Source organism: Streptomyces sp. NBC_00012 (genome assembly GCF_045040875.1).
In the GTDB taxonomy this organism is placed as follows: Bacteria; Actinomycetota; Actinomycetes; order Streptomycetales; family Streptomycetaceae; genus Streptomyces.
On record NZ_CP108309.1, the window covers coordinates 4,362,129 to 4,376,986 of the forward strand.

11 protein-coding genes are annotated in these 14,858 nt (G+C 70.5%); 6 read left to right on the forward strand and 5 right to left on the reverse strand.

The features are described from left to right. Positions 1-53: 53 nt before the first annotated feature. Positions 54-212: a hypothetical protein gene (locus tag OHA19_RS20075; protein WP_405751045.1), complete on the reverse strand. Its 159-nt coding sequence runs from the start codon at positions 210-212 to the stop codon at positions 54-56. Positions 213-263: 51 nt separating this feature from the next. Between OHA19_RS20075 and OHA19_RS20080 the strand changes: the two genes are divergently transcribed. The 6 genes from OHA19_RS20080 to OHA19_RS20105 all read left to right on the forward strand — a co-directional run bounded on the left by OHA19_RS20080 (position 264) and on the right by OHA19_RS20105 (position 6,611). After that, entirely contained in the window at positions 264-1,115 is an 852-nt protein-coding gene (locus OHA19_RS20080) for a M24 family metallopeptidase (RefSeq protein ID WP_405714711.1), read from the forward strand. Then, the gene (locus OHA19_RS20085) at positions 1,112-2,893 is read left to right on the forward strand and encodes an SDR family oxidoreductase (protein ID WP_405714709.1); all 1,782 of its coding nucleotides are present in this window, start codon (positions 1,112-1,114) and stop codon (positions 2,891-2,893) included. The genes OHA19_RS20080 and OHA19_RS20085 overlap by 4 nt, the downstream gene beginning before the upstream one ends. Next, positions 2,890-3,867: a MerR family transcriptional regulator gene (locus OHA19_RS20090; protein ID WP_405714707.1), complete on the forward strand. Its 978-nt coding sequence runs from the start codon at positions 2,890-2,892 to the stop codon at positions 3,865-3,867. Before OHA19_RS20085 ends, OHA19_RS20090 begins: the two co-directional genes overlap by 4 nt. 169 nt (positions 3,868-4,036) lie before the next feature. Beyond that, positions 4,037-4,579, forward strand: coding sequence for an RNA 2'-phosphotransferase (locus tag OHA19_RS20095; protein WP_405714705.1), 543 nt, complete (start codon positions 4,037-4,039; stop codon positions 4,577-4,579). 145 nt (positions 4,580-4,724) lie between these two features. After that, complete coding sequence (locus tag OHA19_RS20100) at positions 4,725-5,624, forward strand: LLM class flavin-dependent oxidoreductase (protein ID WP_405714703.1); 900 nt, start codon at positions 4,725-4,727, stop codon at positions 5,622-5,624. Between the two features lie 120 nt (positions 5,625-5,744). Then, positions 5,745-6,611, forward strand: a complete 867-nt coding sequence (locus OHA19_RS20105; RefSeq protein ID WP_405714701.1) for a Cof-type HAD-IIB family hydrolase — start codon at positions 5,745-5,747, stop codon at positions 6,609-6,611. Between the two features lie 137 nt (positions 6,612-6,748). Here the strand turns inward: OHA19_RS20105 and OHA19_RS20110 are convergent, their stop codons facing one another. From OHA19_RS20110 to OHA19_RS20125, 4 genes are all read right to left on the reverse strand, one after another. Continuing rightward, positions 6,749-8,455, reverse strand: coding sequence for a GAF domain-containing sensor histidine kinase (locus OHA19_RS20110; protein WP_405714699.1), 1,707 nt, complete (start codon positions 8,453-8,455; stop codon positions 6,749-6,751). A 58-nt stretch (positions 8,456-8,513) separates the two neighbouring features. After that, a complete protein-coding gene (cydD, locus tag OHA19_RS20115; RefSeq protein ID WP_405751047.1) occupies positions 8,514-12,059 on the reverse strand; it encodes a thiol reductant ABC exporter subunit CydD in 3,546 nt (1,181 codons plus the stop codon). A gap of 107 nt (positions 12,060-12,166) precedes the next feature. Beyond that, positions 12,167-13,168: a cytochrome d ubiquinol oxidase subunit II gene (gene cydB / locus OHA19_RS20120; RefSeq protein WP_405714695.1), complete on the reverse strand. Its 1,002-nt coding sequence runs from the start codon at positions 13,166-13,168 to the stop codon at positions 12,167-12,169. Between the two features lie 18 nt (positions 13,169-13,186). Continuing rightward, on the reverse strand, positions 13,187-14,695 hold the full coding sequence (locus OHA19_RS20125) for a cytochrome ubiquinol oxidase subunit I (RefSeq protein ID WP_405751050.1): 1,509 nt from the start codon (positions 14,693-14,695) through the stop codon (positions 13,187-13,189). Positions 14,696-14,858: the final 163 nt, after the last annotated feature.

The following is a 14,858-nucleotide window of genomic DNA, read 5'->3' on the forward strand; positions in this document are numbered from 1 at the left end:
CGGTCGCGATCACAGTCACAGTCCGAAGGTAGTGGCGCGGGCCACATCGGTCGTCAGCCCTGGCGGCTGGATCGGCATCCGACTCCAGACGTACGGACCCGTAGGGGGCCACCACGCAGGATGAGGAGCCCGGTCGGCAGGGCGGCCCGGCCGAGTTCTCCACAGGTCTCCGCACGCCCCTTGACGTAGTCGCCGGACATTGTCACATTCATCAGTGTCACGTTACGGGCACGTACCGCACACGGCAGGGAACGGACGGTGGCATGACCTCGGCAGTGAAGGACGAAACAGCCCCGGAGCTGCGGGGGTTCAGAGAAGTCCAAAGCCTCGCGTACGCCTGCGCGGAGGCGGTCGCGGGCCGGCTGAAGCCGGGCGTGACCGAGCGCGAGGCGGCTCGCATGCAGCGCGACTGGCTGCGTGAGCGCGGCGTGCGTGACTGGTTCCACCTCCCCTTCGCCTGGTTCGGGGACCGCACGGCGTTCGCCGGCTTCAAGGTGCCCCTGCAGTTCTTCCCGACCAACCGGAAGCTGGAGCCGGGGATGCCCTTCATCCTCGACATGGCCCCGGTGTACAAGGGCTTCACGGCCGACATCGGCTACTCCGGCTGTCTCGGGCTCAACCCCCTGCACGACAAGCTGCTGGCCGATCTGGAGGCCCACCGCGAGCTGATACTGCGCGAGGTGCGCGAGCGGCGATCGCTGCGGGAGATATACGAGGACGTCGAACGCCTGATGATCAAGCAGGGGTACGCCAACCGGCATCGCGCCTACCCCTTCGGTGTCATAGCCCACAAGGTCGACCGCGTCACCGAACGGCGCTGGTCCCCGCACGTGTTCGGCTTCGGCACCCAGTCCCTCAAGGGCCTGCTGAGCGACGCGGTGCACGGGCACCGGGACGGCTGGTCGCCGCTGTGGAGTCCGTACCGCTTCTCCGACCACCCGCCGCAGCCCGGTCTGTGGGCGGTGGAGCCGCATCTCGGATTCCGCGGTACGGGAGCCAAGTTCGAGGAGATCCTGGTGGTCACCGACTCCAAGGACCCGGAGCAGAGTGCCTTCTGGCTGGACGACGATCTGCCGCATGTGCGGCGCTGGGCCGAGGAAAGGGTGGCGGCATGAATCCGGGAAGCCTGCCCGGGGCGCGCGAGCGCCGGGTGAGCACGGGCGGAATCGAGCTGTGTGTCGTCGAGTTGGGCGATGAGGAGCGGCCCACGGTCGTCCTCGTGCACGGCTATCCGGACAGCAAGGAGGTCTGGACGGAGGTGGCGAAGCAGCTGGCCGACCAGTGGCATGTCGTGCTGTACGACGTGCGCGGGCACGGCCGGTCCACGGCACCGAAGCCACTGCGCGGCGGCTTCACCCTGGAGAAGCTCACCGATGACTTCCTGGCCGTCGCCGATGCGGTGAGCCCTGACCGGCCGGTGCATCTGGTCGGGCACGACTGGGGATCGGTGCAGTCCTGGGAGTTCGCCACGGTCGAGCGCACCGAGGGCCGGATCGCCTCGTTCACCTCGATGTCCGGCCCCTCGCTGGACCACTTCGGGCACTGGATCAAGCAGCGGATGGCCCGGCCCACCCCGCGCCGGGTCGGCCAGCTGCTCGGCCAGGGCGCCAAGTCCTGGTACGTGTACATGCTGCACACGCCGGTCCTGCCGGAGCTCGCCTGGCGCGGCCCGCTCGGCAAGCGGTGGCCGAAGATCCTCCAGCGCCTGGAGAAGATCCCGGCGGGCGACTACCCGACGCCCTCCCTGCCCGGCGACGCGGCGCACGGCGCCTGGCTCTACCGCGACAACGTCCGCGCCCGGCTGAGCCGGCCGCGCACCGACGCCTACGCGCATGTGCCGGTCCAGCTGATCACCCCGACCGGTGACATATTCCTTTCGGAGAAGCTGTACGACCAGCTGGAGCTGTGGGTACCGCAGTTGGTGCGCAGATCCCTCGACGGCAAGCACTGGGTGCCGCGCACCAGGCCGGACCAGATCGCCTCCTGGATCAGCGAGTTCGTCGCCGCGAATGAGGCCGCCGAGGAAGACGGCCGTCCGGTGCAGAACACCGCCCCGACCGGGGCGTACGCGGACAGGTTCGGCGGCCGGCTGGTTCTCGTGACGGGCGCGGCGGGCGGCATCGGCCGGGCCACGGCTTTCGCGTTCGCCGAGGCGGGCGCCCGGGTGGTGGCCGTGGACCGGGACGCGGAGGGTGCGGCCAGGACGGCCGAGATGGCCCGGCTCATAGGAGCCCCGGCCGCCTGGGGCGAAGCGGTCGACGTCAGCGACGAACAGGCGATGGAGAAGCTCGCCGAGAAGGTCGCCACCGAGTACGGAATCGTCGACGTACTGGTAAACAACGCCGGGATCGGCCTGTCCGGCTCCTTCCTGGACACCACGAGCGAGGACTGGAAGAACGTCCTCGACGTCAATCTGTGGGGCGTCATCCACGGCTGCCGGATCTTCGGCAGGCAGATGGCCGAGCGCGGCCAGGGTGGCCACATCGTCAACACGGCTTCCGCCGCCGCCTATCAGCCCTCCCGGGTGCTGCCCGCGTACAGCACCTCCAAGGCCGCCGTGCTGATGCTCAGCGAATGCCTGCGGGCCGAGCTCGCCGAGCGGTCGATCGGGGTGAGCGCCATCTGTCCCGGCATCGTCAACACGAACATCACCGCGACGACGCACTTCGCCGGTGCCGACGCGGCGGAGGAGAAGCGACTACGGAAACGGAGCAGCCGACTGTACGGGCTCCGCAATTACCCGCCGGAGCGGGTGGCCGACGCGATCCTCAAGGCGGTGGCGCGCAACCAGGCCGTCGTGCCGGTGACCCCGGAGGCCCGCGGCGCCCGTCTCCTGTCCCGGTTCAGTCCCGGCGCGCTGCGCGGGATCGCCCGGCTGAAGCCACCGCTGTGAGCGGCCCCGGGCGGTCACCGGCGGCGGACCGGCAGTCCGCCGCCGAGTACCGGATCGAGGACCTGGCGCACGCGAGCGGGGCCACGGTCCGCACGATCCGTGCCTACCAGGACCGCGGTCTGCTGCCGACGCCGGAGCGGCGTGGCCGGGCCAATGTGTACCGGGACACGCATCTCGCCCGGCTCCGGCAGATCGCCGATCTGCTGGACCGCGGATACACGCTGGCCAGCATCAAGGAGCTCCTGGACGCCTGGGACACCGGCCGCGGACTGGGCGGGGTGCTCGGGCTCGTGGCGGAGGTGCACGGCCCCTGGACGGACGAACAGGCCGACCGGATCACCCTGGACGAACTGAACCGCAAGTTCGGCGGTGTCCCGGACGACGAGGCGGTCGCCGAGGCGGTGGAGCTCGGCGTGCTCGAACCGATCCCGGGCAGGGACGACGAGTTCCTGGTGCCCAGCCCCCAAGAGCTGTCGGTGGCGGTCGAGTTGTACTCGGCGGGCGTGCCGCTCGGCGCAATCTCCGGACACCTCAGAGAACTTCGCGGCCAGGTGGAGCAGATCGCCTCGCGCTTCCTGGAGTTCACCACCGAGCACGTCTTCGCCCGCTACCTCGGACATCGGCCCCCGACCGACGCGGACGCGGCCGAGGCGGCCGCCATGGTGCGCAGGCTGCGTCCGCTCGCCCAACAAACGGTCGATGCCGAACTGGCCCGTGCGATGCGGACGTTCGCCACCCGGCATCTGCATCACCACCTCGGCTCGGACACGCCCCTCGGACCGGACTCCCCGCCGCTCGCGACGCACCGCGTGGATCTGCCGTCCGAGACGATCCGGGCCGTTCAACAGCTCGTTGGCGCAGAGAACGTCGCCGCCTTCGTCACGGCTTCCACGGAACGCGAGGTACAGACAAGGGCATTGGATGCACTAGCCCCATCTGCCTCCATAATAGGGCGAATTACCCAAAACGACTGATTCCATTTCCACTTGTCCACAGAATCGCCAATTAGCCTGTGGATAACTCAAGTTGACTGTGGATCAAACCTGTGGACGAACATTTCTTCAGTGCGGCCGGGAATTGCTTCAGCGCATCGTGAGCGAAACCCGGATGCGCCGACGGGACGATCACCGGCACGCTGGCGGCATGGACGAAAGACGCACCGTCAAGGTGTCCAAGTACCTCTCGAAGCATCTGCGCCATCAGCCGGAGCGGATCGGCATCACGCTCGATGCGAACGGCTGGGTGCCGATCGACACGTTGTTGCGCGCCATGGCCCGCAACAACGTCCCCCTCGCCCGGGCCGAGCTCGACCATGTCGTCGCCGTCAACGACAAGCAGCGCTTCGCCGTGGAGAACGACCGGATCCGCGCGAGCCAGGGCCATACCGTCCCGGTGGACCTCGGCCTGCCACCGGCCGAACCGCCCGCGTACCTCTACCACGGCACGGTGGGCCATGCGCTGGAGTCGATCCGGAACGAGGGCCTGCGGCCCATGGACCGCACGCACGTCCATCTGTCGCCCGACCGCGAGACGGCGACCAAGGTCGGTGCCCGACGTGGCCGGCCCGTCGTCCTGCCCGTGGACGCGGGTGCGATGCACCGCGCGGGCCACACCTTCCACGTCAGCGCCAACGGCGTCTGGCTCACCGCTTCGGTACCGCCCGCGTTCCTGCGGTTCCGCGACTGACCAGCGACCCGGCCGCCCGGTCCCGTCCGCCCGGTCCCAGCCCGTCCGGTGCCAGCCGTCCGGTCCCGGTTGTCCGGTCCTGCCGCACAGCCGCGCGCCCGCGCGGAGCGGGCCCGTCCGTTTCCCGCCCCGTATGGTCATATCCATGCGTCTGAGCACTGTGATTCTGCCGATCCACCGCTGGAGCGAGGGCCGGAAGGTCTGGCAGCGCGCCGAGGAACTCGGCTTCCACGCCGCCTACACCTACGACCACCTGGCCTGGCGGACCTTCCGCGACGGCCCCTGGTTCGGCGCGGTGCCGACCCTCACCGCCGCAGCCGCCGCCACCGACCGGCTCCGCCTGGGCACCCTCGTCACCTCCCCCAACTTCCGGCACCCCGTCACGCTCGCCAAGGACCTCATCACGCTCGACGACGTCTCCGACGGGCGCCTCACCCTCGGCATCGGCGCCGGCGGCAACGGCTTCGACGCCACGACACTGCGCCGGAGCGACGAGGAGCCGTGGACGCCGCGGGAACGGGCCGACCACTTCGACGAGTTCGTACCGCTGCTCGACCAGCTGTTGCGTGAGCCCTCGGTGACGTACGAGGGCACGTTCTACGCGGCGAACGAGGCCCGGAACATCCCCGGCTGCGTACAGCGGCCCCGGCTGCCGTTCGCCGTGGCCGCCACCGGCCCGCGCGGAATGAGGCTCGCCGCCCGGTACGGCCAGGCCTGGGTCACCACGGGCGACCCGAAGCTCTACGAGACGGGCACCCCGGAGCAGTCCGTGGAGGCCATCCGCGGGCAGCTCACCAGGCTGAGCACCGCCTGCGAGTCCATCGGCCGGGATGCCGCCGAGCTGGACAAGATCCTCCTCACCGGTTTCACCCCGGACCGCCCGCTCCAGTCCCTCGACGCCTTCGTGGACTTCGCGGGCACCCACTTCGCGCTCGGCTTCACCGAGATCGTCATCCACAACCCGATCCCCGACTCCGACTTCGCGGCGGACGAGAAGGTCTTCGAGCGCATCGCCACCGAGGGCCTGGCCCAGCTCGGCCACTGATCCACCCGCCATCAGGACCTTTGGCATATACACCGGACATGTTCACCTGGTCAGGGGCGTGCATCCTCAGATGTGCGCCCCTCCGCACGCCCGTGCACCCTCGTACGCGAGAATGGGCAGGTGACCTCAGCTACCGACTCGCCTTCGCCTGCCGCTATCCGGCTGATCGCCACCGACCTGGACGGCACCCTGCTCCGCGACGACAAGACGGTCTCCGACCGCACCGTCGCCGCGCTGGCCGCCGCCGAGGAGGCCGGTATCGAGGTCTTCTTCGTCACCGGACGCCCGGCCCGCTGGATGGATGTCGTCAGCGACCATGTGCACGGCCACGGCCTGGCGATCTGCGCCAACGGCGCGGCGGTCGCCGATCTGCACGCCGGCGGCGAGCTGGTCAAGATCCGGCCGCTGGAGCGCGCCATCGCCCTCGACGTCGTCCGCTCGATGCGCGCCGCCGCTCCCGGCACCACCTTCGCCGTCGAGCTGGCCACCGGCATCCACTACGAGCCGGACTACCCGCCGTTCCACCTGGACCCGGCCGCCACGGTCGCCGTCGCGGAGAAGCTGCTGCACGAGGAGGCGCCCGGCGCCGGTGTCCCCGTGCTGAAGCTCCTCGCCCACCATGCCGAGCTGGCCCCGGACGAGTTCCTCGCCCTGGCCCGTACGACGGCCGGCGGCCGGGCCTCCTTCACCCGGTCCAGCCCCACGTCCCTGCTGGAGGTCAGCGGACCGGGGGTCTCCAAGGCCAGCACCCTGGAGCTCTGCTGCGCCGAGCGCGGCATCTCGCCCGCCGAGGTCGTCGCCTTCGGGGACATGCCCAACGACGTGGAGATGCTGAGCTGGGCGGGCACCTCGTACGCGATGGGCAACGCCCACCCGGCCGCACTCGCCGCCGCCACCAGCCGGACCGCCACCAACGGCGAGGACGGTGTCGCGGTCGTCATCGAGCGGATCATCGCCGAGCGTCGGGCAGCCGGCGCCGGTCGCTGAGCCCGGACCGAACGCCGCGGCGCCGGGACCGGTAAGGAACCGCGACGCCGAACCCGGACAGGGACCACGGCCGCCGAGCCCCCACGCGGAGGCGCCCCTCCGAGGGACGCCTCGGACGGACGCCTCGGACGGAAACCTCAGAGAGGCGCCTCCCACACCACGGTCGTGCCGCCCCCGTCCTCCCCGATCCCGGGGCCGAACCAGCTCGCACCGCCGAGCGACTCCGCCCGGCGCGCCAGGTTCCGCAGTCCGCTGCGCCGGCCGCCCTCGGGGATGCCCACCCCGTCGTCGGCGACCGACAGTCGCACCGCGTCCCTCCCGTCGGGCAGCGTGGCGGTCGCGTCGACGACCACGTCGATCAACGACGCCTCGGCGTGCCGGAAGGCATTGGACAGCGCCTCCCGCAGCGCCGCGATCAAGTTCTTGCCGGTGAGCTCGCCGACCAACGAGTCGACCGGGCCGAGGAAGCGGTGCGAGGGCTTGAAGCCCAGAGGGACCGCCGCCATGTTGATCTCGCGCAGGACCCGGGTGCGCAGCCCCGACGGTGCCTCGGCGGGTTCCTGCTGGAGCGCGAAGATCGCGGTACGGATCTCCTGGATGGTCACGTCCAGTTCGTCGACCGCCCGGCCGACCCCGGTCTGCACCTCGGGCACGTCCGACCGGCGCTGGGCGCTCTCCAGCATCATCCCGGTGGCGAACAGCCGCTGGATGACCAGATCGTGCAGATCGCGGGCGATCCGGTCCCTGTCCTCGTAGACCGCCAGCCGCTCCCGGTCCCGCTGTGCCTCGGCCATCATCAGCGCGAGCGCCGCCTGCGAGGCGAACTGAGTGGCGAGGGTCCGCTCCGTCTCCGTGAACGGCCGGGCGCCGCGGGCGCGAGGCGTGGCGAGCGCGCCGAGCACCCGCCCACCGCTGTGCAACGGCAGCAGCATGCTCGGGCCGTACCGGTGGGCCAGCCTGGTGACCATGCGGGCGTCGCTGGCCGAGTCGTCCACGAAGACCGCCTCGCCGCCCAGCAGCTTCGCCGCCACCGAGCTCTCGGGCCCGATGATCACCCCGAGTGAGGAGGCGGGGTCGTCCGCGGAGACGGCGACGATCTCCAGCCCGCCGTCCTCGGTGGGCAGCAGCACGATCCCGGCGGCGGAGTCGGCGAGGCGGCGGGCCTGTTCGGCGACGACGGAGAGCGCGTCGTCGGCGTCCCCGCCGGAGAGGAGCGCGGTGGTCACGGCCACCGATCCGTCGATCCACCGCTCGCGCTGGCGCGCCGCCTCGTACAGCCGGGCATTGCCGATGGCGATCCCGGCCTCGGTGGCGAGCACCCGCACCATGTGCAGGTCGTAGTCGTTGAACTCGTCCTCGTCGTCCTTCTCGGCCAGATAGAGATTCCCGAAGATCTCTCCCTGCACCCGGATCGGGACGCCGAGGAAGGTCCGCATCGGGGGGTGGCCAGGCGGGAAGCCGGCGAACCTCGGATCGGCCGTCAGATCGGCGAGCCGCACCGGTGCCGGGTCGTGGATCAGCGCGCCCAGCAGCCCCCGGTGCCCGTCGGGGCGGTGACCGATCTCGTCCGCCACCTCGTCCGGCACTCCGTAGGTGACGAAGTCGGAGAGGCCCTCGCCCTCCTCGTCGACGACTCCGATGGCGGCGTAGCGGCAGTGGGCGAGTTCGGCGGCCGTCTCGCAGATCCGGTCGAGGGTGGAGTGCAGTTCCAGCCCCGCGCCGACGGAGCGCATGGCCTCCAGCAGCTGCGGGATGCGGGCGGTGATTTCGGTGGACAGGCCCTGCAGGCTGCGGGTCGCCTGGGTAGCCGCTTCGAGTGAGTCCTTCGGGTCCTGCTCCGGCATACCCCGAGAGTAGTTAGTCCCGATTGGGGAGGAAAGTCGGCTGTCGGGCCCTCCCGGTTCATGCGGGCGCGCCCACGGCTTCTCCGGCTGTCCGTGCGGCCTCCCGCCCGGGTACCCGCCTCGTGGTCTCCCGCTCGCGCTCCAGCATCCGGCGCAGGGGGCCTTCTCCGGCAGCGAGATCGGCGTACGGGCCGCGCTGCACGATCCGGCCCTCGTCGAGCACCAGCACCTCGTCGACGGCTTCGAGCCCCTTCAGCCGATGGGTGATCAGGACGGTCGTGCGCCCCTCGGTGGCGGCCAGCAGGTCCGCGGTCAGGGCGTCCGCGGTCGCCAGGTCGAGATGTTCGGCGGGTTCGTCCAGGACCAGCACCGGGAAGTCGGCGAGGATCGCCCTGGCCAGGGCGAGGCGTTGGCGCTGGCCGCCGGAGAGGCGTGCGCCGTGCTCACCGACGAGGGTGTCGAGCCCGTCCGGCAGCGCGTCGGCCCAGTCGAGCAGCCGAGCCCGGCCGAGGGCGTCCCGCAGCTCCTCCTCCGTCGCGCCGGTCCGGGCCAGCCGCAGGTTCTCCCGGATGGTGCTGTCGAAGACATGGGCGTCCTGGGCGCACAGCCCGACGAACCGCCGGACCGCGTCCCCCTCCAGCTCACCGGCCTCGGCACCGCCGATCCGGTACGTCCCCGCCCGTGCGTCCAGGAAGCGGACCAGGACCTGAGCGAGGGTCGTCTTCCCGGAGCCGGAGGGCCCGACGACGGCGATCCGCCGGCCGGCCGTCAACGTCAGGTCGACGCCGTCGAGGGCGTCCCGCGCCGCTCCCGCGTACCGCGCCGACAGTCCCCGTACCTCCAGCGGGAAGGGCGACGTGGGCGCCTCGGCCGGGCTCTCGGGTTCGTGTACGGGCAGCGGGGCGTCCAGCACCTCGTACACCCGCTCCGCGCTCCGCTCGACCCTCCGGCGGTACTGCACGGCGAGCGGCAGGCCGGCCACGGCCTCGAAGGCGGCCAGCGGGGTGAGCACCACCACCGCGAGTTCCACGCCCGCGAGCCGGCCGTCGTGCACGGCGGGAAGGGCGACAAGTGCGGTGGCGACGACGGTGAGACCGGTGACCAGGGCGATGAGGCCGCCGCCGAGCGCGTTGGCGGTCGCCGCGCGGGCGGCGATCCGGGTCAGCACGCCGTCGGCGTCCCGGGTCCGTTCCGCACGGGCGGGCAGGGCACCCGCGACGGTCAGTTCGGCGGTCCCGCCGAGCAGGTCCGTGATCCGGGTGGCCAGATCGGCGCGTGCGGGGGCGAGCCGGCGTTCGGTGTGGCGGGAGCAGGCGCTGCTGACCAGCGGCACTCCCACCCCGGCCAGCAGCAGTCCGGCGGCCAGCACGACGCCTGCCGCCGGCAGCAGCCAGCCGATGAACCCGGCGGCGGCCGTGCCGACGGCCACGGCGGTCCCGGCGGGCAGCAGCCAGCGCAGCCAGTAGTCCTGCAGGGCGTCGACGTCGGCGACGAGCCGGGAGAGCAGATCCCCGCGCCGCGTGTGGCGGAGCCCGGCGGGTGCGATGCGCTCCAGCCCCCGGTAGACCGCGACGCGCAGTTCGGCGAGCATCTTGAGCACCGCGTCGTGCGACACCAGGCGCTCGGCGTAGCGGAAGACCGCCCGGCCGAGTCCGAAGGCTCGGGTCGCGGTCACGGCGACCATCAGATAGAGCACCGGGGGCTGTTCGGAGGCCCGGGAGATCAGCCAGCCGGAGACGGCCATGAGCCCGACGGCCGAGCCCAGGGCGAGGCTGCCCAGCAGCAGCGCGAGCGCCAGCCGGCCGCGCTGTGCCCCGGCGGCCTCCCTGACCCGTGCCAGGACGCGTCCGGAGCGGGCCGAGGTCTCCCGCAACGCCGCGGGTTCCGGCGTCCCTTTGTCCGGGAAGGAGGGCGGGCTCGCCGGCCGCGGTACAACCACGGACGCCGCGGTCCTCGTCGGCCGCTCGGTCGCGCCCGGGTCCAGGGTCACCACCCGGTCGGCCACCGAGAGCAGCGCCGGGCGGTGCACGACCAGCAGCACGGTCCGGCCCACGGCCAGCCGCCGTACCGCCTCGACGATCCCCTCCTCCGTCTCGCCGTCCAGGCTCGCGGTCGGCTCGTCGAGCAGCAGCAGCGGGCGGTCGGCGAGGAAGGCCCGTGCGAGAGCGAGCCGCTGGCGCTGTCCGGCGGAGAGGCCCGCGCCGTCCTCGCCGATGAGCGTCCGTGCACCGTCCGGCAGTTCCGCCACGAAGTCGTACGCCCCGGCGTCCCGCAGTGCGGCCGTCACCGCGCGGTCATCTGCGTCCTGCCGGGCCAGCCGTACGTTCTCCCCGATGGTGCCCGCGAAGAGATACGGGCGCTGCGGCACCCAGGCGATCCGCTCCCGCCACTGCTCGGGCGCGAGCGTCGCCAGATCGACGCCACCGATCCGTACCCACCCCTCGTCGGGTGACGTGAAGCCGAGGACCACGTCGAGCAGAGTGGACTTCCCGACGCCGCTGGGGCCGACCAGGGCCACGGTCTCCCCCTCGTCCACCACCAAGGAGGCCTCGTCGAGCGAGGGTTCGGTACGCCCCTCGTGCCGTACGGTCACCCCCTCCAGCTCCAGCCGCAGCGAGCCGGGTACGTCCGCCGTGCCGGCCTGCCGGGGCTCGGTCTCCAGGACCGCGAAGATCTCCTCGGCGGCCGAGAGCCCCTCGGCGGCCGCGTGGTACTGCGCTCCGACCTGGCGGATCGGCAGATAGGCCTCGGGCGCCAGGATCAGCACCACCAGACCGGTGTAGAGGTCGAGTTCGCCGTGCACCAGCCGCATGCCGATGGTGACGGCCACGAGGGCCACCGACAGCGTCGCCAGCAGTTCCAGGGCGAAGGACGACAGGAACGCGATCCGCAGGGTCCGCAGCGTGGCCCGGCGGTACTGCGAGGTGATCGTACGGATGGACTCGGCCTGCGCCTTGGCGCGGCCGAAGACCTTCAGCGTCGGCAGCCCGGCGACCACGTCGAGGAAGTGTCCGGAGAGCCGGGACAGCAGCAGCCACTGGCGGTCCATCCGTGACTGGGTGGCCCAGCCGATCAGGATCATGAAGAGCGGGATGAGGGGCAGCGTGACCACGATGATCGCCGCCGAGACCCAGTCCTCGGTGACGATCCTGGCCAGGACCGCCACCGGCACGACCACCGCGAGCCCGAGCTGCGGCAGATAGCGCGCGAAGTAGTCGTCGAGCGCGTCGACCCCACGGGTGGCGAGCGCCACCAGGGAGCCGGTGCGCTGGCCGCTCAGCCAGCCGGGACCGAGCGAAGCGGCCCGTGCCAGCAGCCGGCCGCGGAGCTCGGACTTGACCGCCGCGCTGGCCCGGTACGCGGCCAGTTCGGTGAGCCAGGCGACCAGGCCCCGGCCGAGCGCGACCGCGGCGAGCAGGATCAGCGGGGTCCGCAGCCCGGAAACCGTCAGCCCGTCCTCGAACCCGCCCACCACCACTTCGGCGATGAGCATGGCCTGGGCGATGACCAGCGCCGCCCCGACGACTCCGAGCGCCACCACGGCCGCCAGGAAGAGACGGGTGGCGCGGGCGTAACGGAGCAGACGCGGATCGATCGGTTTCACGTGAAACAGCCCCTAGCGAGCTCGGTCGTTCGGACCGGGGTCCGCCCGGCGGATCAGGGTCGGCATCGCGCTCCACCCCTGTTCCGCCGGCCGGGCCCCAGCTGCGTTCAGTGCGCTTCGGCGATGTGCTGCGTGCCGATGCGCTTGCGGAACACCCAGTACGTCCAGCCCTGGTACAGCAGGACGAGGGGGGTGGCGATCCCCGCACACCAGGTCATGATCTTCAGCGTGTACGGGGTGGACGAGGCGTTGGTGACCGTGAGGCTCCAGGCGTCGTCCAGCGAGGACGGCATGACGTTCGGGAACAGTGTCAGGAAGAGCATCGCGACCACGGCCGCGACGGTCACCCCGGAGAACGCGAACGACCAGCCCTCGCGTCCCGCCGCGATCGTGGCGATCGCGGCGACCAGCGCCACCACGGCGATGATCATCGCCAGCAGGCTCCAGCCGTCTCCGTTGTCGAGCTGCGTCCAGACCAGGAAGCCCAGCCCGAGCACCGCGGTGACGATCCCCAGCTTCAGCGCCAGCCTGCCCGCCCGCTCCCGGATGTCCCCGACCGTCTTGAGCCCCGCGAACACGGCGCCGTGGAAGGTGAAGAGGGCGAGCGTGACCAGTCCGCCGAGAATGGCGTACGGGTTGAGCAGGTCCCAGAAGTTGCCCACATACTCCATGTCGGCGTCGATCTTCACGCCGCGCACGATGTTCCCGAAGGCCACACCCCAGAGCACGGCCGGGATCAACGAGGTCCAGAAGATGGCGTGTTCCCAGTTGGTCTGCCACTTCTCGCCGGACCGCTTGGCCCGGTACTCGAAGGCGACGCCGCGCACGATCAGGCAGACCAGGATGATCAGCAGCGGCAGGTAGAAGCCGGAGAACAGGGTGGCGTACCACTCGGGGAAGGCGGCGAAGGTCGCGCCGCCCGCGGTGAGCAGCCACACCTCGTTGCCGTCCCAGACGGGCCCGATCGTGTTGATCAGGACCCGCCGTTCCTTGCGGTCACGGGCCAGCAGTTTGGTGAGGACGCCGATCCCGAAGTCGAATCCCTCCAGGAAGAAGTAGCCGGTCCAGAGGACGGCGATGAGTACGAACCAGACGTTGTGGAGTTCCATCTCTCAGCTCCTCTGCTCTCAGTAGGAGAAGGCCATCGGCCGGTCGGCGTCGTCATGGTCGCCGCCGATCTTGGTGGGCGGGTTGAGGTCGGCCTCGGTGAGCTCCGGCGGACCTGCCTTGATGTACTTCACGAGCAGCTTGACCTCGACGACCGCGAGTACGGCGTAGAGCAGGGTGAAGCCGATCATCGAGGTGAGTACCTCGCCCTGCGAGACGCCGGGGGAGACCGCGTCGCGGGTCTGGAGCACGCCGTAGACGACCCAGGGCTGGCGGCCCATCTCGGTGAAGATCCAGCCCCAGGAGTTGGCGATCAGCGGGAAGAGCAGCGTCCAGAGCGCGAGGATCCAGTAGCACTTGGCGAACTTCGGGCTGAGTGCCTTGTTCTTGAAGAGGACCAGGTTCGGCACTTCGTCCTCACCGGTCCGCAGTCCCGGCGGCAGCATGAACTTCTTGCGGGTCAGCCACAGTCCGAGGATGCCGAGGGCGAAGGACGCCATCCCGAACCCGATCATCCAGCGGAAGCTCCAGAACGCGACCGGGATGTTGGGCCGGTAGTCGCCGGGGCCGAACTTCTCCTGCTCGGCCTTGTTGATGTCGTTGATGCCGGGGACGTACGAGGTGAAGCTGTCGTCCGCGAGGAAGGACAGTATCCCCGGGATGGAGATCTCCACGGTGTTGTGGCCCTTGGCCACGTCGCCGACCGCGAAGACCGAGAACGGCGCACCCTTCTCGCCCTCCCAGAGGGCCTCGGCGGCGGCCATCTTCATCGGCTGCTGCTTGAACATGACCTTGCCGAGCTGGTCGCCGCTGATGGCGGTCAGCAGTCCGGCGACGACCACGGTGACCAGGCCGAGCCGCAACGAGGTCCGCATCACCGGGATGTGCTTCTTGCGCGCCAGGTGGAAGGCGGCGATGCCGACCATGAACGCGCCGCCGACCAGGAAGGCCGCGGTGATGGTGTGGAAGAACTGGGCGAGCGCGGTGTTCTGGGTGAGCACGTGCCAGAAGTCGGTGAGCTCGGCCCGGCCGCGTTCCTTGTTGATCCGGTAGCCGACCGGGTGCTGCATCCAGGAGTTGGCCGCCAGGATGAAGTACGCGGACAGGATCGTACCGACGGAGACCATCCAGATGCAGGCGAGGTGGATCTTCTTCGGCAGCTTGTCCCAGCCGAAGATCCACAGCCCGATGAAGGTGGACTCGAAGAAGAACGCGATCAGTGCCTCGAACGCGAGCGGGGCACCGAAGATGTCGCCGACGAACCGCGAGTAGTCGGACCAGTTCATGCCGAACTGGAACTCCTGGACGATGCCGGTGACGACGCCCATGGCGATGTTGATCAGGAAGAGTTTGCCCCAGAACTTCGTCGCCCTGAGGTACTTCTCGTTGTTGGTCCGGACCCAGGCGGTCTGCAGGCCGGCGGTGAGCGCGGCGAGCGAGATCGTCAGGGGGACGAACAGGAAGTGGTAGACGGTAGTGATACCGAACTGCCATCGCGCCAGGGTCTCCGGCGCCAGAGCTAGCTCCACGTCGTCTTCTCCTTACGTCGCCGTAGTCACACCGGCAGTTTGCCCTTTAAATCCGACTAATCACGGGAGGAACAGGACACGCTTGTGAACGCGTTCACATTCACAAGCATTATGGCGCACAGGCTTTCGGGACGTTCGAGTGGGGTACCCCTCTTGGGACGTT